Origin of the sequence: Clostridium sp. AF19-22AC, assembly GCF_003479085.1 — a bacterium.
Lineage (GTDB): Bacteria > Bacillota > Clostridia > Lachnospirales > Lachnospiraceae > Faecalicatena_A > Faecalicatena_A orotica.
In genome coordinates this window covers 105355-124618 of sequence record NZ_QUGN01000016.1, presented here as the reverse complement: position 1 = coordinate 124618, position 19264 = coordinate 105355, and the positions used below count along the sequence as shown (strand labels likewise).

The window sequence follows — 19264 nt, the reverse complement described above, 5'->3', positions numbered from 1 at the left end:
ATTTAGTCCTGCACTGGAATTTACTTTTTCAATTCAGCTTTTTTATACACTATTTTATACTAGGAGGAAGGTACAATGGGAGAATTAAGAACAAGAAAAAGAGGTAAAACATGGGAATATAGTTTTGAAGGGGCACGCATTGGTGGAAAGCGTAATCCTATTTCTAAGGGTGGATTCAGGACAAAGGCAGATGCCATAACAGCTAGAACTAAAGCAAAGGCAGAATACGATCAATCCAGCAGAGTCTTCAAACCCTCAACAATTTCAGTTGCAGATTATCTGGATTATTGGTTTAAAAACTATGTTCAAAAGCATCTCTCGTATAATACTCAGAGAGATTATGAAAGTAAAATACGAATCCATATAAAACCCTTTATGGGAAAATATCGTCTTGCCTCACTGAAGTCCGATATCATTCAGCTTTGGGTGGATGATTTAAAAATCAAAAAGGGACTGTCTAAAAGCATGATTTCTAATGCGTTGGCTTGCCTGTCTGGGGCTTTAAACTATGCCGTGCAACCGCGTAAATATATAAAATACAATCCCTGTGACTATGTAAAAGTGCCGAAAGTCCCAATAAACCAAGATGCACAAGCAAAAACTGATTATATACTACCTCTTGAAGAATAGGAGAAAATTATTTCATACTTTTCTGACACACACTTTTATCTGCCCTTGATGACAGGTTTTTACGCCGGGACACGCATAGGCGAAAGTTATGGTATTGATCTGCTAAAAGATATTGATTTTGAGAATAGAACTCTATTAATAAGCCACCAAATGCAAAAACGTGATGATAAAAGGTAGGTTTTCTGTAATCCCAAACATGACTCTTTCCGTACAATTAAGATAGAGAATGAATTATTAAATGAAATATTGACTAGAAAGAAAAACATGCTGAAATATGGTCCGTATTATTTGAAGACTTATTTGGATGACAACGAAACTATCGTTCAGGCTAGGGCTGATATTTTGGTGCCTTATAAGGAAATATGGCCCGATGCTGTTAAAGAGAACAGTGAGCTAACAAACACAGACACGTTTAAATACTGCGCCAGGGTAATTCACTATTCCCTAAACAATCCATTATTCCATCACCACTGCCTGCGCCATACCCACGGAACCATACTTGCTGAAAATGGAGCCTGGCCAAGAACGGTTATGGAACGGCTGGGACACAAAGATATTAAAACCACCCTAAAGAGGTATGTCTTTAATACGGATAAACTGCAAAACAACGCCGTTGAAATTTTTGAAAGAGCTGTTAAATAATTCTGCCTACCCCATGAAAAAAGGGTAGGCAAATGGTAGACAAAACACTTATTTTGTTGGATAAATCTATTGCCAATCCGCCTATTTACGGGTCAAAAGCGCGACCGTCTCTACATGCACCGTCTCACAAAACTGATCCACCCCCACGCACTTGACAACTTCATACCCCCGCCCCTGCATCATCTCCAAATCCCGCGCCAGGCTTGTTACTTTACAGGAGATATACACGATCTTATCCACCTGATAGTCCAGTATCTTCGGCAGTGCCTTCGGGTGTATCCCGTCCCTCGGCGGGTCGAGCACAATCACATCCGGCTTCTCTTCTATCTCATCTAAAACTTTGAACACATCCCCTGCAATGAACCTGCAGTTATCCAGACCGTTTCTTTTTGCGTTCTCACGTGCGGCCTCAACGGCCTCCTCGACGATCTCTACTCCGATGACCTGTTTTGCCACAGGGGCGAGTACCTGGGCAATGGTGCCGGTCCCGCTGAACAGGTCGAATACCGTCATGTCCTTGATGTCCCCGATATATTCGCGCACGGTATTATACAGGACTTCGGCGCCTCTGGAATTGGGCTGGAAGAAGGAAAATGGCGTGATTTTAAATTCCATTCCCATGATTTGTTCATAAAAGTAATCCTGTCCGTAAAGAATCCGAGTCTCATCACTCTGTACCACATCAGAAAGTGAATCATTAAGAATGTGCAAGATTCCAACAATCCTGCCTTCCAACTCCAGAGCCAGAAGTTTATCAACCAATGGTTGCAGGTCGTACTCTTCCTGTGTGGTTGTCACCAGATTCACCAGAATTTCTCCGGTTGTGTCTCCCCGTCTCACCAGTAAATGGCGGAGGTATCCTTCGTGCTGCATTTTTTTGTAATAGCCGGCGCCTTTTTCTTTGAAATACTCCAGCACGCAGAGAAGGATACGGTTCATGTCCGGGTGCACAAGCCTGCAATCTCCGGCCGTGAGTACATCGTAGGTACTGCCTTTTTTATGGAGGCCCAGTGAAAGGGGGCCGTCTTTGTATTCGTCGCCAAAGGAAAACTCCATCTTGTTACGGTACTCGAATTCCTTCGGGCTTGCCTGAATTCCCTCGAATTCATATTCTGTTTTTACGGCCGAATCGATTATTTCTTTTATCTGCTGTGCCTTCATTTTCAGCTGTTCCTCATAAGGCATGGTCTGATACATGCAGCCGCCGCAGGCAGGGAATATGCTGCAGACAGGGTCCCTTTTTTCCAGAGGGGACTTTTCCATGACTTCCAGAAGCCGCCCTTCTGCATTTCCTCTTTTAAATTTATTGACAACGAAACGGATCTTCTGCCCCGGGATTCCATTTTTTACTGTCACATAGCGTTTTTCCTCTGCGATCCAAACAAGGCCTTTATTGGGGAATTCCACCTTTTCGATCGTGCCTTCATATACTTGTCCTTTTTTCATCTCTGCCTCCAGTCCTATAACCTTTGTTTCTTATAACGTAAAAATAGACAGGGTGCAGTAAGCTCCACATCCTGTCCATTATTCGCTTTATTCATTCCATAGCCTTAAGCCTTAACAGCTGGCCAGCCCGCAGGGCCTTGATTCCAGGATTCCCTTTTGGTATTTGGTTTTCTATACCTGGTCTTCCTCACTAAAATAATCGTCAAAATCATCATCGAAATCTTCTTCAAAATCCTCCAGATAATCTGGTGTGAAGAAACGGTATACTGCATATGCAATAGCAGCTACTGCCGCTACAGCTCCAACGATTGCCAGAACCCAGAGTACTGTATTTTTCTGCTTTTCGTCTTCTTTCTTACGCAGTAATTCATTCAGTTTTGTTTCAGCGATTAATTCCTCTACTTTGCTCATATTATCCACGTCCTTTCCCCGTCTTATCAATACAGGTTTACTTTAAGTTATTATATCACTATCATTTTCAGATTACTACTCATTTATGCCAAATTTTCATTTTAATTGCAAAAATTGTAACCCTTTAACTTATTTTCTGAAGGCGTGCAAATGATGCAAACATTTTTTTAACTCCGGCGGAGTCAAATTGTACCGTCACTTCAAAGTCACGGCCACCCTCAGTTACATCGGTTACCAGCCCTTCGCCGAACTTTATGTGTCTGACCCTGTCTCCAACCGTATAGTCGAGTCCCTTTTCCTTCGAAACAGCAAATTGTTTTGCTGTTTTACCTGTGGTGAAGGCTTTCTGTTTGAACGCCTGTTTTGCCTGAAAATAAGCATTCTGGGTCGGCATTTCGACATCTTCCTCGAACGTATTCCCGTTTTCCATCAGTTCGGATGGGATTTCTTTCAGGAAACGGGATGTTTTATTGTACTGCGTCTCCCCGCGGATCATTCTTCTTCTCGCACAGCTGACTGTCAGTTCCTTCTCGGCACGTGTGATTCCTACATAGCAGAGCCTGCGCTCCTCTTCCAGATCTTCATTGTCATCTGATGTGATGGTCATATAGCTCGGGAAAAGTCCGTCTTCCATCCCCGCCAGATAAACACGGGGGAATTCCAGACCTTTTGCACTATGTAATGTCATCAGGATGACGTAATCCTGTGCTTCATCCAGACTGTCAATATCTGCAACCAGAGCTACCTCCTCCAGAAAACCGCTCAGGGTAGGCTTCTCATCCTCATCTGCACATTTTTCCTCATACGCGGCAATCTTACTTAACAACTCATCGATATTTTCAATCCTCGTCTGGGCATCTTCCTTGTCCTCAGCCTCCAGATTTTCCACATAGCCTGTCTTTTCAATGATTTCTTTCATCAGGTCAGAAATGCTCTCGTTCTGGGCAAATCCCTTGAAATATTCAATCAATGCCACAAAGGAGTCTAGCTTTGCAGTACTCCTCCCGATATTCGGGATCAGGTCCAGTCCCTGAAGTGCTTCATAAAAACCGATTTCTCTTTCCAGGGCCGATTCCTGCACTCTGTTGATCGTCGTCAGTCCGATTCCCCGCTTCGGGACATTGATAATACGCCTTACCGCCAGATCGTCCTTCCCATTGTCAATGGTCTTTAAATATGCCAGAAGGTCTTTGATCTCGCGGCGCGCATAGAAATTGATGCCTCCTACGATTTTATACGGAATATTTGCAGCCACAAATTTCTCCTCGAACAGACGTGACTGGGCATTCGTACGGTATAAGATGGCATGGTCGTTATAAGCAGCACCGTTGCTGACATTCTTCTTAATATCCCCTGCAATAAAATCTGCCTCATCATACCCGGTATCAAACTGGCGCAGCTGAATCTTCTCGCCTTCCCCGTTTTCCGTCCAAAGAGACTTATCCTTACGGCCCACATTGTTTCTGATCACGGCATTTGCCGCATTCAGAATATTGCCGGTGGACCGGTAATTCTGTTCCAGCTTGATCACTCTGGCGTCATGGTATTCCTGCTCGAAGTTCAGTATATTCTTGATGTTTGCCCCGCGGAACTTGTAGATAGACTGGTCGTCATCACCTACCACGCACAGATTCTTGTATTTTCCCGCAAGAAGGCTCACAAACTTGAACTGGACCGTATTCGTATCCTGATACTCATCCACCATAATATAGCGGAAACGTTCCTGATAATACTCCAGAATATCCGGCTGGGTCTGGAACAACTGCACCGTCTTCACAAGCAGGTCGTCAAAATCAAGTGCGTTATTCGCGCGGAGCTGCTTTTCATACTCCCGGTAAACCTTCGCGATTTTCTGCTTTCCATAGTCCCCACCCGCATTCAGTTCGAATTCCTGCGGCATGATCAATTCGTCTTTCGCAGAAGAAATCGCACTTAGCAGATTCCGTTCCTTGTAAACCTTTGTATCAATATCGATCAGTCTGCATACATCCTTCATCAGTGTTTTCTGGTCGTCTGCATCATAAATCGTAAAATTATTATCATATCCAAGTCTGTCGATATGTCTTCTCAGAATTCTCACACAGGTTGAGTGGAATGTACTCACCCAGATGCTTTCCGAACCGAAACCGACCAGTTTATCCACACGCTCACGCATCTCTCCCGCGGCCTTGTTTGTAAATGTAATTGCCAGAATGTTCCACGGATTCACACCCTTTTCTTCTATTAAATAAGCAATCCTGTGGGTCAGCACTCTCGTTTTTCCTGATCCGGCTCCTGCCAGTATCAAAAGTGGCCCATTTGTGTGGAATACCGCTTCTCTCTGCTGTTCATTTAAAGTATCGTATATGCTCATATGTATCTCCCGTCTGCCATGCACAAAACTCATTCTTTGTCCCGGAAAAAACTCCTGATGCTCCGGGTTCTCACCTATGTGATTATAATATAAAATCCTTGTCCTGTCACGTAAAACTGTTAAGTCATCATTATAATACAGAAAATAGATTACTATTCAGACTGTACCTTACAAAAAAGAGGCCAGCGTGCTGCTGCCGCTGACCTGCTCTTAACTTTATGAAAATTTCTGTAGGTTTCCCCGGGTGTGTTTGACAATTCATTATACTCAGCCTGAAATCAGGAATAATATCCTGAGAAATATTTGTCCACATTTTCTGTCTCCTCCCCGTACACAACGAGCTCCAGTTTTTCTCCCAGATCAAGGCTCATCAGGCCGAGAAGTGATTTTGCGTCAATCCATTTATTCTTATGTCTGACATCAATATCTGCTTTTATATTCTTGCATACACTGCAGAAGTCCATAACTTCTTCCATATTAGAAAACTGAATATTTCTTGTAGTCATTGATTTAGATCCTCCTGTTTCAATTTATTCTGTCCTCTCATCATGTGTACCTGCTTTTATTTTTATTCTGCTTTTTATTCTGCCTCCGCAGCCAGCTCTAAATCTTTTTCCGGGAAAAGGTGCCCGAAGACCCATCTCACAAACGGGCCCGCGAAGAAGATCTGCCAGCACAATGCCATCGGAAAGTTCATTACAGATGTCTGAATCCATTTTGATACCAGCTGTGAATCCACTCCTTTGAACAGAACAGTTGCGACAAAACTCATCATCGGACACATCAGGCAGACTGTCATTGCGGATACAGCAAGGATCACGAAAATCGGCTTATCCTTCCCCGGCGTCACCAGTCTGAAGGCCAGCTTTTTTGAAAGCGGTCCGGCGATCAGCATCTCCAGAATAAAACCCACGATCCCCATAATAACAAGCTCCCCGAGAGCGATGTAAAAGACCTCGTTTGTTAATCCCCCTTTATCCAGAGAGATATTATACACAACAAGTGCGTATACCATTACAATCACCATAATAATTGTAAAAATAATTTCCTGAAATTTTGTTTTTGGCATGTTTTTGTTCCTCCTGTCTCATACTCACTATTTTTATGCATACCTGTTGTCTTAAGCCTTTACCGAATTTTAAACAGCAAAAAAGGCAGCGAAAATACAGACCATCTCATAACTTTCGTTACAATTATAGGACTATAATCTTCACTACCATTCTCATTTAATCTTTATTCAGTTACAGTAGTCCCCGTTTTTTAATAGGAACTGCTCTCACTTAAGATGCTGTTATTCTAACAGATGTTTACAGTGTGTGTAAGTACTTTTTGCAATTTCGTCAGGTTCCACATAGCTGACAGATATTTTTTAATAAATGCAGACACTTTTGCCAATGGGAGGACCCGCCTGTTTATACACATCACATCATACGCACTTTCACGTTATAAACCTTCTTTTCCCCCGGCTCCAGAAATTTCAGCATTCCACTCCGGCGCATGACATCCCGCCCGTCCGGATAACAGTTGCCGCATTCCAGTCCCAGAACATAGTCCCTGACACCCATCATTTTCCATTCAACAAATGCGTCCAATTCCTTCGAATCGAACAGAATCTCCAGTCCCTGATTCAGTTTCGGCTGAAAGATAGATGCCCTTCCTTCTTCCCGGAATTTATGATAATAACAGCGTTCCACATATCCGGCTTCCGGCTTTATCATCTTCATCCAGTTATCCAGATCCTCCGCAGCATGGTCATCACGTGCGGTCACTTCATAGGAAGGGATTTCCACAATACTATCCTCGTCCAGCAGGGGGTATCCCATGTTCATATGGTATAAGATTTCCATCGGGGTCCTGCTGTCACCCGTATTCTCAATCGTATCCTTTATGGTAAATTCATTTTCCTCAAGGCTGACACGGATCTCACGGTTCAGGCGGAGTTTCCGTGCAAAGATGCCCTCGTCTTTTATCACTGCCCGTATCACCAGCTCCCCGTCTTCTTCGAACCAGTATGCGGCCTCCGCAGGCGTATTCGCAATGGAGCCGTGCAGCGGCAGTACCTCCCCGTCGTCTGTGCAGGGCGCCCCCACTGCCTGAAGTCCGCATGTCGTCAGGAATCCGGCCGTAAAAGATTTCAGCCATCCGTCTTCTTTTGAGTCATAATATGCCGGTGCCACATATCCACACGGTGAAAAATAAGACATATTTATGCCCCGGTAACGCAGTCTGGATATATCTGCGCTGCGGTCCAGTGAGACTGTCAGCTCCAGCCCCTTGCCATTCGTCACTTCCAGCAGGCGCATCCCGTCACCCTTTCCGCCCACTAACCGGTGTTCCTCTATTCCATAAATCTGGGAATCGTGTCCTATATATGGATTCATCATTTCTTACCGCCTTTCTAACTGTCTGCCAGTTAACAGATACGACACAGGCCTGCTAAAATACACCTCCGGTGATGAGGCCTGCCGTCATGTTTTCCCAGTTCCCGCACAAACTCTACACAAGCGGGCGTACCGCCTGATATAGCCTGCGGTAACGTTGATACACTTCGATGTATTTTTCATGCATCTGTGGATCAGGTGTATACACTTTCTTCCGTTCCACCATATGTGCAGCCGCATCCTCCAGATTCTCAAAACAACCGACTGCAATTCCGGTCAGCATGGCACTTCCCACCGTCCCGGCATCCGCCGTTTTTAACGCGGTAATCGGGATATTGAGCATATCCGCCTTCATCTGCATCCACACCTCAGATTTGGCACCGCCCCCGGTCGCATGAAGCATATCAAAATGAATGCCGGAATCCTTCAGGCATTCCATATTCACAAGCATCTCGTAAACCACGCCTTCCATGCAGGCACGGTAAATATCTCTGACTGTGGTTCCTGCCGTCAGCCCGATGACTGCCCCTTTTGAGCCGGTATCCATGTATGGTGTCGCGGCCCCGGCAAAATGTGGCAGCACCAGTAGTCCTGTGGGTTCCTTTGCATCCCCCTCCAGATATTCATTCACGGAAATCCCCTCTTTGGCTGCCAGTTCTTTTTCCTTTTTCGCAAGTGTATCCACACACCACTGGATCAGGGCGCCGCCCGTGTAGGAAAATGCATAGCAGACATATTTCCCCGGAATTACATAGGGAACTACCGCATAGTTCCCGGCATACATCACCTCCAGTTCCGGAAGGCCGTCGTACACAGGGGTGATGCACTCCACGGTCCCGGCGCCGTCCACTGCCTTTGCAGAGTCGAACACACCGGAGCCGACTGCCGCCGCTACCTGGTCATGGCTGATGGAGATGATCTGCATCTCTGTGGAAAGTCCCGTCCTCTCTGCAATCTCTGGCCGTATGCACCCTGCGGAGGTTCCGGCCGGCACCGGCTTCGACATCAGGCTGAAATCAATGTCCGCGATCCGAAAGATTTCCTCACTCCATTTCAAAGAAGTAATATCGAAAGCCATCGTCCTCGAGGCCAGTGAATAATCGATCTGGGCCGTGCCAGTCAGCCCGAATACGACATAATCCTCCATCAGGAAAAGATGTTTTGCCCGATTATACACGTCCGGCCTGTTGCGTTTCATCCACATCACCTTCGAAATGCTGTACATTTCATGGGGTTTTAACCCGGTGATGGATGCAATGGTCTTTCCATCCATTTTTTCAGTCAGCTCCCGGCACTCCCCGGCTCCACGTGGGTCCGTGTAAAGCATGGCAGGATGGAGGGGCGCGCCGTTTTCATCCGCCAGAACGAATGTCTCTCCAAAGCTGGTCACCCCGATTCCTGAAATATCAGGATACCGGTGCCCCATCAGGCTCATGACAGACATTACAGCTTCCATGATCGCCTCTGCATCCACTTCATGCTCTGTACTTTTTCTCGTGACAGGGTAATCCTGATACGCTTTATCGAGATACTTTCCTGTCTGGTCAAATACGGTCAGCTTGCATCCGGTTGTACCGATATCCAGCCCCGCTATTTTCATAACATCCACCTCGTTTTCTCTGTGAAGTGCGCCCGGATTTTAATCCAGGTCCACCCAGTCATAATGCAGATATGTTGTAAATGCTTCCTTCAGAACCTCTTTCATATGTCCTACTCCGACTGACGTATGATGCTTGAACCCGCCCCGCGCCAGTCTGATCAGTTTATCCTGAAGTCCCGGGATTTCTGCAACACCACCGCAGCCGAAGAAACTATCTTCTATCGGATCATCTGTAAACCTTGCCTCACTCGCATATACCACGATTTTGCCGTCCTTTGTCTGGCAGTTGGAAAAAGTCATGTCAAACGGCCGGATTCTTCCCTCGTTGCTGCCCCATCCTGATCCCGGGTCTCCTTTTGCAAACATCTTATGCTCTGTAACCGTACCTTTTCCCGTCATCAGGCTTTGCGCCACCGGCCCGCAGTGGAACAGGATCACCTTGTTCTCATCCGTTCCGTAATTATTGTTCCAGTCCAGAACGGCTGTCGGCTCTTCACTGGCAAGGCTCATGGCGCGCATCGTCAGCGCGGAACACATATCGATCTCGCAGGATGCCGGGATTCCCCTGTCATTCAGCTCACTGAGCAGGACACACGGACAGACTCTCAGGATCGTCTCCATTTCATTCCAGCAGCGCAGAGTGAGCGCATCCAACTTATATTCCTCGATATATTCATCAATTACGACTGCCAGCTTTGCCAGCGTAAGCATATTGCTCTGTGGCACCTTCGTAAAATCCGTGTAATTCTGCAGACGTTTTGTCTTTTCTATCACCGCTTTATCGTCATCTGCCTTTTGGTTTACCTTGAAAAAGACTTCAGACAAATCAAAGGACTCTACGTTAATCCCGTATTTCTGCAGGGTAATCTCATCGAATCTGACCGTTTTAAAAGCTGTCGTCCTCGCACCAAGGCATCCCACGTTAAAACGTTTCATCCCGTTTACAACCCGGCAGACCGCCGCAAAATCTTTGAGATTTTCCGCAAATGCCGGAGAAAGCGGATGCACAACATGGGGCTTCATCACCGTAAACGGTACCTGGTATTGTGTGAACACATCTGTCACGGAAAACTTACCGCAGTAGGCATCCCTTCGGTGTGCGAAATCCATTTTTCCCGGCTCATCCGGATATGCCTGCATCAGGATTGGCACACCTGCATCCTGAAGTGCCGTGATTGCTCCGTTTTCGTCCGCAAAGATCGGCATGGAAAATATGACGCCATCGTACTGTCCTTCATGCTCTTTCAGCCATTTCGCATACAGGAGCCCTTCTTCTCTTGTCTCAACACCCCCATATCTGGTCAGTCCGGCATCCATTGCTATGTATTCATATCCGGCATCCGTCACCGCCTTAACCATGTCCTCTCTTGCGCCGTAAATCAATTCTCCCGGCATAAAACCTCTGTTACAGAAACATAATGCAAATGTCATTTTCTTCATATTCGGCCTCCTTTCATCTATATCCCCATTGTACCGGAAAGATTGTCGTCAATATATAGCATTCCGTTCTTTTTACTTTGAATTTGTTCGCGCGCATGGTATTCTAATAAGAAAGGACTGCGTTCTGGCAAAACCGGGATCGCTTCCGAAACGAAAAACTTGTTTCACGTACTTAGGAGGACCGCGATGATTTCCACTTTCAACCTGACAAAACTGAATTCTCTGCTCAAGGACTTCTATACGCTCACCCAGATCCGGATCACTGTATTCGATGATACCTTCCGGGAACTGGCCGCTTATCCGGAAGAGATTGCTCCTTTCTGCCGGCTTTTAAGGACGGACCCTGCCGCTGAAAAAGAGTGCCGCCGCTGTGATGCGGTTGCCTGCGAGACAGCCTCCAGACAGCATTCCCCGTTTACCTACCAGTGCCATTCCGAGCTGACCGAAAGCATCGCCCCGCTCTACATGGGCAACATTGTAATCGGCTACCTGCTGTTCGGCCACGTCTTCTCCTATTCTTCGCATGAAGAAGGCTGGGAAAATATACAAAAGCTTTGCAAAGATTACAAGGTTGACATGGAGCGTCTGAAGGATGCCTGCTGGGAGCGCCCCCTGATCTCAGAAAGCTACATAGAATCCGCCTCCCACATCCTGCAGGCCGTTGCTTCCTATCTCTGTCTGGAGCGGATGGCAATCATCGGACAGAAAGAACTCCCTGTCATGATCGACGAATATATTATGAAACATTTTACGGAAGAAATCGATGTTCAGAGTATCTGTGAACATTTTCAGATTGGAAAGACAACGCTCTATGAGATCGCAAACCAGAATTACGGTGCAGGCATAGCCGCCCACATCCGCAGCCTGCGTATTTCGAAGGCCGAGAGCCTGCTTGTCTCCCGTCCGGAAATGCGGATCAGTGAAATCGCGGCAGAATGTGGGTTCAATGACTACAATTACTTTATTACCATATTCAAAAAGGCAACAGGAATGCCTCCGAAGCAGTACAGGCAAATCAACCGCAGAAACTTCCTGTCACCTGCATAAACAAAGGGAAGGGATGCCTTGCACGTAAATGTGCACAGCATCCCTTCCTTCCCCTATTTCATTGCAAAGATTTCCATTGCCTTCTTACAATTCTCTTTCATAGCCTGTGTCCCCCACTGCACGATGTCATGATACATCACCGGAACATCCCTATCACTTTCCATCAGGGAATAGCAGTATTTATATTTTTTCCCGTTTTTTTCAACCGGGATACATCCCATTCTGAACTGATTGACAATCGTCTCGCCGCCGGCCATAGCCATGTATGTATAGTAGTTCACTTTACGGACGCCTTTCTGGATGGCCGTCCGGAAATCTTCCTGGCTTACTCCCGAGCCGCCGTGCATAACGACCGGAATTCCCGCGTTCTTCCTGACCTTTTCAACAACACTGAAGTCCAGCTTCGGCTTGCTGATATAGACGCCGTGGGTTGTCCCGAAAGAACATGCCAGAGCGTCGATCCCGGTTAATTCTACGAACCGCTTTGCCTCTCCCGGATCTGTATATATCTTTTCAGGATCATTTCCTGCCCCGGCAGAACCAGCTCCTGTCTCACGCCTTCCCATACAGCCGATTTCAGCCTCTACAGACGCCCCCGTCCTTTTCGCCAGAGAGACAACCAGCCGCGTATTTGCAGCATTTTCCTCGAATGGAAGTGTAGAGCCGTCATACATCACAGAGGTAAATCCCAGATTCAATGCGCGGTATATGTACTCTACAGTTTCGCCATGATCAATATGGACTGCCACCGGCACCTTCGCCTGTGACGCAAGCTCCAGCATGATCGGCCCGATTGTCGCAAGCGGCATGATCTCTTCATGCACTTGGGCGTGCTGGATAATAACCGGAACATTTAATTCTTCCGCCGCGCCGATGACCGCCATAATAGATTCCAGATTCGGCGTATTAAAGGAACCGACGGCACAGCCTTTCGCTTCACACAAATTCAATATCTCTTTCAGGGTCACTAACATTTCCAATTCCTCCCGTCACTTTTTCCATTACTGTTCATATATCAGGCGGGGCCCCGGGACGTACATTGTACATCCCGTTACTATCCCCCTGCTATCATCATATAACTTTTATGCACATGGTTGATATAGAGAATTGTTCAAAATACTTTGAATTTGTCCGCAGTGTATTAGTAGTGTATTAGTAGTTAAAAAATACTTGCCATCTAGTTTTTAATACTATATAATAAATATATTGAGGTGAGAATATGACGATTAATACGAACGATATGCTGAACAGCATTTTAGAAAGCATCTCCCGCATTGACTATATTCATCCGGGAGATATTCCGAATATAGATTTATACATGGATCAGGTAACCACCTTTATGGATGCCCAGCTTAAGTCTACCAAGCGGTACAAGGATGACAAGATTCTGACGAAGACAATGATCAACAATTACGCCAAGAACAATCTGCTTCCGCCGCCGGTCAAGAAGAAGTATACAAAGGAACATGTACTGGTCCTGATTTTTATCTATTACTTTAAGAATATCCTTTCCATCAAGGATATCGAGACATTGATGAAGCCGCTCACAAGCAAGTACTTCGACTCTGCCAGTGAACTGGATATGACACAGCTTTATGAAGAAGTATGTGCAATGGAAAAGGCCCAGATTGAGCCACTGAAAGAGGAGCTCAAAACGGCTTACAAGAGGGCCGAGGACTCTTTTGAAGATATCGATGTTGAAGACAAGGATTACCTGAAGCTGTTTTCCTTTATATGCAGTCTGAGTTTCGACGTTTATGTGAAGAAATTACTGATCGAGAAGATCATTGACGAATTGCCTGATCCGTCCGGCAAGGCCCCTAAAAAGTAATCGGAATTGAGCTGTCTCATGGTTTCCGTAAACAAAAAGAGAGATGCATCACGCATCTCTCTTTTCGCTGTGTCCTAATCTTTCAAACACCATATCGTACCCGTCATTTCCATAATTAAGTGAACGGTTCACACGGCTGATCGTTGCCGTTGAAGCACCGGTCTTTTCTGCAATTTCCAGATAAGTCTTCTGTTCCCTTAGCATCTTCGCCACTTCGAACCGCTGGGAGAGTGATAATAATTCATTGATTGTGCAGATATCTTCAAAAAAAGTATAGCACTCTTCTTTGTTTTCCAGACTTAATATGGCGCTAAACAGATAGTCCACCGCCTCTGTTCTTATCTTCTTACTCATACTGCCGATCTCCTTTATCAGTCAAATGACTACCGTTACATTTTAGCACACTAAACTTGTAAAGTCCACCTTTTTATACAGATTTAAGATTCACCATATTTATACAGATTGAGGTATGGTTTCAGTCTCTCAAAATCAGTCGTCACGACCAGTTCTTCCGGGAAATCACAGTATTTAAGCACTTCTTCTACATTACAGAAATTACCGGCATCCACATCCATATGGGCATCGCTTCCTGTTGTAACAGGAACCTCATACTGTTTACACAGCTCCAGAAGCGTAATCGAATTTTCCCTCGTACACTGTCTTGCACTTTTCGGACGAAGAGAAGAATTATTGATTTCCAGAAGCGTCCCTGTCTCTTTTGCAGCAAGGACAAGTGCCTCATAATCCACCGGAAAACGTCCGTCATCAGGATGGCCAATAATATTGACATATGGTTTTTTCATAACTTCTATATAAGCTCTCGTATTTTCTTTTTCCGAATGTTCCATTCCATAGCACGGTTTATGCATGCTGGCGATTACAATATCCAGATCACGGCAGACCGATTCCGGAAGATCCAGTTTACCATTCGTGTCCATAATATTTAATTCCGATCCAAACAGCATCCGGACCCCATTCATCATTCTCGGCACAACATCCAGATTTTGAAAATAAAACGACTGGCACGAGCCGGGCATCATCGGAGCGTGTTCCGTCAGTGCAAATGCTTTCAGTCCTTTTGCCGCTGCTGCTGCCGCCATCTCACGGATTGTATTGTAGGCATGGCCGCTTGCGATTGTGTGTGCATGTGTATCTGCTTCTAATTTCATAATCATCCCTCTTTCCTTTTCCATTCGTTTCTAAGTATACCATATTTCTGCCAGAATACAATTTGCACTTGGGCAGATACTAATATTGAGGTGAAGCCCATGTTAAATAACAAAGAAAACGAAAAAATCATTGACGATTATGATTATCTGTCAAACGCGGCATCAGCCAGAGACTGCACGGGCCTGATTCCCGCACTTCCGACATCGGAAGCAGAACTGGAGGCCTATAATGATGTATATCAGTATCAGCCCCCTGTAATTAAGGAAAAAACAGACAAACATGCCAATACGGGAAAGGGTCTTCCCCAGGATCACATTTCCTAATTAGTATTCCCCGAAAAGCCACCGCCATTCAACATCATATGACGGTGGCTTTCGACATAATCCCCCGCAATATTACATTTTTCCTTGTCCTTCCACTGACATAATGCTATAATAAAAGCGTTGTTAATCTGTTACTATTTACAGGCGTGCCTGTGTACAGTAACGTTAATCTACCCAAGAAAGAGAGGAACGCATAAATGAGATGCCCGAAATGTGGAAAAGATGTAGAATTACAAAAGAAACAAGTAGGCGTTGACGAGAATGGTAAACCTATCTTTAACGAATACGCAATCTGCAGAGACTGCAAAAAGCAGTGGAATCTTGATAAACAAAGAGCAAAAAAAGCCGCTGATGCAAGCGCTTCTAATCATACACAGTCTAAAGAAAGTACACCTGCACAGGTGAAACCGGCCGCAAAAGCCAGTGAGGCCAGTCCTGTTTCTGTTCCGCCGGCAAGTAAGAAAGCCCCGGTCAAAAAAGACACGCCTGAGAATGCACAGGTGAAAAAAGCGGCCCCTAAGAAAAGGCCTGTGTCACCTGATTCAAAGCCTGTACCTCCGGCACAAAAAGCCGCTGCTCCGGTAAAATCCAGCAATCCGGATGCCGCTCCGGTAAAAAAAGCTGCTCCGTCATCTAAACCGGTTCCTCCCGTTAAATCAGCACCTAAGGAGAAAACCTCGGCTCCGGCAAAGAGACCTGTTTCCGGTGTAACTGCCGGCCCAGTTTCCAAAACCGAGCCTGACGGAAAACCCGTCCAGAGAAAACGGCCTGTTTCTTCTGATACCGGTTCACGCAAACCTGCCGGTGAAAATACGCAGCAGCGCTACAGCAATATCCCACCTGAAAAGGTTCGGGTAAAAAGAGAGAAAGCTGTCCGCGACAGCTATGAAGACATGCTTGCTTCTGATCCGAACAGAAAGCCTGTAAAGAAAAAGAGACCCGCTTCGCCTGAGGAAGAGGCACCAAAGAAGAGACCTGCCGCGTCCGGATCTGCCCCTGCCCGTAAAAAGCAGGCTCCGCAGCCAGTTCAAAAGGCTCCTGTCGAGAAGGAAGAACCAAAGCCGAAATTCAGGCTGGTTCGCATTATCTTTGGTATTATCTCCATCGTGGCATTTGGATTCTTTGCATATAAGGCACTTATCGCAGGGCTGAATAACATATCAGATGGATCTAATGCTACAACAGGTACGATTTATATTGTACTTGCACTCTGCATGCTTGTATCCGGCCTTCTTCTTTTGATTATGCAGAAGAAGCATACTATTTTTGCCTTCCTTCTGCCGCTGATTTTTTATGCGGGCGGCGCTGTTTTTGCATTCTTAAAACGTGGCGATGACAAGTTCCTTTTGTATGGTGCAGTCGCAGGCGGTGTCTTCGCTGTCATCTTCCTTGTGCTCACAATTGCTTCGAAAAGAAGTGATGATGAGTATGACTACGATTATGACGATTATGACGATCCGTTTGAAGAAGATCACGATAACTATTAAAGTCAAACATCCGGGGAATGTGGTGATTCCTATAAGTCAGCTTATAGGTCACTACATTCCCCGGATGTTTTTTGTGTAAATTTAGAAGTCACCATATCCCTTGTTTGCAGAAAACATATGGCTCCTGCTGCTCTGCGAACTATCGGACAGATAACAGATTACGGTCTTTTGTCAAAATATCCTTTCATATTCTCCACGGCTTCTTCCAACTCCGGCATGTTCTCACTCACAAGGTTAATGCCGCAGTATTCACAGAGATCCTCCAGTGCCGAGAATATCCATGCGTTTCTCGCTTTCACCGTTTTTATCCTTCCATACTGTTCTATGAACTGCACCAGGAAGTTCAGTGAAATATCAATCTCGTCATCTTCCGGACCCATCATTTCCACGGTAATCACCATACCACTGTCACCATCGACGGCCATAAACAGAAGTGGATTAATGGGACGGTCATATCCGCTCTCCTTCACCCCGCCGTTCAGATAAATAAAGTCAAGCTGAAGCTCTCCATCTATCAGTGGTCTCTTCTGCAGTTTCTTTTTCAGGATCTCATCTTCCAGTTCTACAATAGGATATTCTGTCCCGGCATCATCAGGAAGACCGTGTATCTCTGATTTCCAGCATTGTTCCTTCTCATGATAGATATACCAGAAGCATTCCCCTGACTCGTAATCCACCGGTATGTCATTCTCACGGTATTCCCTGACTGCGGCCGCAAGCCCCCTGTAAACCCGGATCAATTCTTCCACTTCGTCCTCATCCGGAGTATACGGCATATACCGCCGTTTGAACGACAGGAAATACATCCACTGCCCCCTGCCCCGGAATGAAAGCCCCAGCTCCTTAATCACCTTCTTCTGCTGGGGCGGCACTTCATCCCTGTCCCCCAAATAGCAGGTCAGATTATTCTGTTCAAACATCGCATACTCAGAAGATATCCCGGTTATCTCAGTAGCTGTAAGCATTTCAAAATCCTTCAGGCCTTCATAGCCGCTGTATACACTGATCCCATAACAGGAACCGCCTTTTCCCATCACACTGCAGAAAAAAGGTTCCTTGCGTCCTTTCGGACATATAACGATCAAATCCATATCCCAGAAATCCTTCCAGGGTTCTAACCCCTTCAATTCTATTCCCAGTTCATACAGCTCTTTCCATTGTTCAAGTGATGCTTCTTTCCTCATATAAACTCCTTCGTATTCGGAATCTTATAGTTTATTGTTACTTCCATCATATCAAAACCGGTCGCAAATTACCACATATTATTCCCGATTCGGAATCCGATTATCTTTGTTTCTGGAACCGATTCCTGAATTTCTCATATATTATAAGTGATTGAATTATGTTACAGGAGGAAATTTATGAAAAAGCGTATACTTGCCGTACTTCTGTGTGCGGCTATGATCATGGCTGCCCTGAGTGCCTGCGGCTCGAAGGATACCGGAAAAGAGACTTCTGCAAATACGAAGTCAGGAACAGAGAAGGATGATACTCAGAAAGAAATGATGGATGTTACCTTAAACGAAGTTGCACACTCCATTTTTTATGCGCCAATGTATGTGGCCGTGGAAGAAGGATATTTTGCAGATGAAGGGATTAATCTCGATTTGGTATGCGGATTTGGTGCAGATAAGACCATGACCGCTGTCCTTTCAGGTGAGGCTGACATCGGTTTCATGGGTTCTGAGGCTTCTATTTATACTTATAATGAAGGTGCCAACGACTATGTTGTCAATTTTGCACAACTCACCCAGCGTGCGGGGAATTTCCTTGTTGCACGTGAGGAAATGCCGGACTTCTCATGGGATGCTCTCAAAGGCAGCACCGTTCTCGGCGGAAGAAAAGGCGGCATGCCGGAGATGGTCTTCGAGTATATCCTGAAGGAGAACGGAATCGACCCGGCAAAGGATCTGGAAATCAATCAGAGCATCGACTTTGGCTCAACTGCTGCAGCCTTCGCAGAGGGAAAAGCAGACTATACAGTTGAATTTGAACCCGGTGCAACTTCTCTGGAATCGGAAGGAAAAGGCAATGTCGTTGCTTCTCTCGGCGAAGACAGCGGCTACGTACCTTACACCGCTTACAGTGCAAAACAGAGCTATATCGAGAAAAACCCTGACGTCATTCAGGGATTTACCAACGCACTCCAGAAAGGAATGGACTACGTTCAGTCACACACTCCGGAAGAAATTGCCGAAGTAATTGAACCTCAGTTTCCGGAAACAGATTTAAAAACAATCACCACGATTGTTACCAGATACTATGATCAGGATACATGGAAAGATAATCTGGTATTTGAGGAAGACAGTTTTAATCTGCTCCAGGATATACTGGAAAGTGCAGGAGAATTGGAACAAAGGGCTCCTTACGCAGATCTCGTGACAACTGAATTTGCTGAAAAAGTAGCGAAATAATTGTCAGATGCCCTGTCCGGCCGGAAAACCAGCTTCTATTTCCGGCCGGACAAAATCCAAATTCTGCTGCACTGCCCCATGCATTTTAA

Annotated in this window: 19 protein-coding genes; 7 read left to right on the top strand and 12 right to left on the bottom strand. The window is 45.6% G+C overall.

What is annotated here, in order from left to right; translation table 11 throughout:
- Positions 1 to 75 precede the first annotated feature (75 nt).
- Entirely contained in the window at positions 76 to 630 is a 555-nt protein-coding gene (locus DWX43_RS27435; RefSeq protein ID WP_243099385.1) for an N-terminal phage integrase SAM-like domain-containing protein, read from the top strand.
- 264 nt (positions 631 to 894) lie between these two features.
- Positions 895 to 1272, top strand: coding sequence for a tyrosine-type recombinase/integrase (locus DWX43_RS27430; RefSeq protein ID WP_243099384.1), 378 nt, complete (start codon positions 895 to 897; stop codon positions 1270 to 1272).
- Positions 1273 to 1353: 81 nt separating this feature from the next.
- On the opposite strand, the gene rlmD is transcribed toward DWX43_RS27430, so the two are convergent.
- The 8 genes from rlmD to DWX43_RS17795 form a co-directional block, all read right to left on the bottom strand.
- Positions 1354 to 2718, bottom strand: a complete 1365-nt coding sequence (rlmD, locus tag DWX43_RS17830) for a 23S rRNA (uracil(1939)-C(5))-methyltransferase RlmD (RefSeq protein WP_118621296.1) — start codon at positions 2716 to 2718, stop codon at positions 1354 to 1356.
- A gap of 171 nt (positions 2719 to 2889) precedes the next feature.
- A complete protein-coding gene (locus DWX43_RS17825; RefSeq protein ID WP_109729660.1) occupies positions 2890 to 3129 on the bottom strand; it encodes a hypothetical protein in 240 nt (79 codons plus the stop codon).
- 124 nt (positions 3130 to 3253) lie between these two features.
- On the bottom strand, positions 3254 to 5482 hold the full coding sequence (pcrA, locus tag DWX43_RS17820) for a DNA helicase PcrA (protein WP_118621295.1): 2229 nt from the start codon (positions 5480 to 5482) through the stop codon (positions 3254 to 3256).
- Between the two features lie 278 nt (positions 5483 to 5760).
- A complete protein-coding gene (locus DWX43_RS17815; protein WP_109729662.1) occupies positions 5761 to 5988 on the bottom strand; it encodes an HPr family phosphocarrier protein in 228 nt (75 codons plus the stop codon).
- Positions 5989 to 6062: 74 nt separating this feature from the next.
- Positions 6063 to 6551 (bottom strand): DUF2798 domain-containing protein, encoded by a 489-nt coding sequence (locus DWX43_RS17810; RefSeq protein WP_109729663.1) that lies wholly within the window; start codon positions 6549 to 6551, stop codon positions 6063 to 6065.
- Positions 6552 to 6903: 352 nt separating this feature from the next.
- On the bottom strand, positions 6904 to 7866 hold the full coding sequence (locus tag DWX43_RS17805) for an aldose 1-epimerase family protein (RefSeq protein ID WP_243099382.1): 963 nt from the start codon (positions 7864 to 7866) through the stop codon (positions 6904 to 6906).
- A gap of 112 nt (positions 7867 to 7978) precedes the next feature.
- Positions 7979 to 9463 carry an FGGY-family carbohydrate kinase gene (locus DWX43_RS17800; protein WP_118621294.1) on the bottom strand — a complete coding sequence of 495 codons (1485 nt, stop codon included), beginning with the start codon at positions 9461 to 9463 and terminating at the stop codon, positions 7979 to 7981.
- Between the two features lie 39 nt (positions 9464 to 9502).
- The gene (locus DWX43_RS17795) at positions 9503 to 10903 is read right to left on the bottom strand and encodes a hypothetical protein (RefSeq protein WP_243099380.1); all 1401 of its coding nucleotides are present in this window, start codon (positions 10901 to 10903) and stop codon (positions 9503 to 9505) included.
- A 186-nt stretch (positions 10904 to 11089) separates the two neighbouring features.
- Here DWX43_RS17795 and DWX43_RS17790 point away from each other — a divergent pair, with 186 nt between their 5' ends.
- Positions 11090 to 11950, top strand: a complete 861-nt coding sequence (locus tag DWX43_RS17790) for a PocR ligand-binding domain-containing protein (protein WP_118621293.1) — start codon at positions 11090 to 11092, stop codon at positions 11948 to 11950.
- A gap of 53 nt (positions 11951 to 12003) precedes the next feature.
- Here DWX43_RS17790 and DWX43_RS17785 read toward each other — a convergent pair whose 3' ends face one another.
- On the bottom strand, positions 12004 to 12924 hold the full coding sequence (locus DWX43_RS17785; RefSeq protein ID WP_118621292.1) for a class II fructose-bisphosphate aldolase: 921 nt from the start codon (positions 12922 to 12924) through the stop codon (positions 12004 to 12006).
- A 245-nt stretch (positions 12925 to 13169) separates the two neighbouring features.
- Here DWX43_RS17785 and DWX43_RS17780 point away from each other — a divergent pair, with 245 nt between their 5' ends.
- Positions 13170 to 13781 (top strand): DUF1836 domain-containing protein, encoded by a 612-nt coding sequence (locus tag DWX43_RS17780; protein WP_118621291.1) that lies wholly within the window; start codon positions 13170 to 13172, stop codon positions 13779 to 13781.
- A gap of 48 nt (positions 13782 to 13829) precedes the next feature.
- Here DWX43_RS17780 and DWX43_RS17775 read toward each other — a convergent pair whose 3' ends face one another.
- Together DWX43_RS17775 and DWX43_RS17770 are read right to left on the bottom strand one after the other, a co-directional pair.
- Positions 13830 to 14135: a YerC/YecD family TrpR-related protein gene (locus DWX43_RS17775; RefSeq protein ID WP_109729668.1), complete on the bottom strand. Its 306-nt coding sequence runs from the start codon at positions 14133 to 14135 to the stop codon at positions 13830 to 13832.
- 83 nt (positions 14136 to 14218) lie between these two features.
- Positions 14219 to 14950 carry a phosphatase gene (locus DWX43_RS17770; protein ID WP_118621290.1) on the bottom strand — a complete coding sequence of 244 codons (732 nt, stop codon included), beginning with the start codon at positions 14948 to 14950 and terminating at the stop codon, positions 14219 to 14221.
- Positions 14951 to 15049: 99 nt separating this feature from the next.
- Here DWX43_RS17770 and DWX43_RS17765 point away from each other — a divergent pair, with 99 nt between their 5' ends.
- Together DWX43_RS17765 and DWX43_RS17760 are read left to right on the top strand one after the other, a co-directional pair.
- Complete coding sequence (locus tag DWX43_RS17765) at positions 15050 to 15274, top strand: hypothetical protein (RefSeq protein WP_109729670.1); 225 nt, start codon at positions 15050 to 15052, stop codon at positions 15272 to 15274.
- A gap of 197 nt (positions 15275 to 15471) precedes the next feature.
- Complete coding sequence (locus tag DWX43_RS17760; protein WP_118621289.1) at positions 15472 to 16761, top strand: DUF4013 domain-containing protein; 1290 nt, start codon at positions 15472 to 15474, stop codon at positions 16759 to 16761.
- A 158-nt stretch (positions 16762 to 16919) separates the two neighbouring features.
- Here the strand turns inward: DWX43_RS17760 and DWX43_RS17755 are convergent, their stop codons facing one another.
- Positions 16920 to 17945: a hypothetical protein gene (locus DWX43_RS17755; RefSeq protein WP_118621288.1), complete on the bottom strand. Its 1026-nt coding sequence runs from the start codon at positions 17943 to 17945 to the stop codon at positions 16920 to 16922.
- A gap of 177 nt (positions 17946 to 18122) precedes the next feature.
- On the opposite strand from DWX43_RS17755, the gene DWX43_RS17750 reads away from it, so the two are divergent.
- Positions 18123 to 19175 carry an ABC transporter substrate-binding protein gene (locus DWX43_RS17750; RefSeq protein WP_118621287.1) on the top strand — a complete coding sequence of 351 codons (1053 nt, stop codon included), beginning with the start codon at positions 18123 to 18125 and terminating at the stop codon, positions 19173 to 19175.
- Positions 19176 to 19264: the final 89 nt, after the last annotated feature.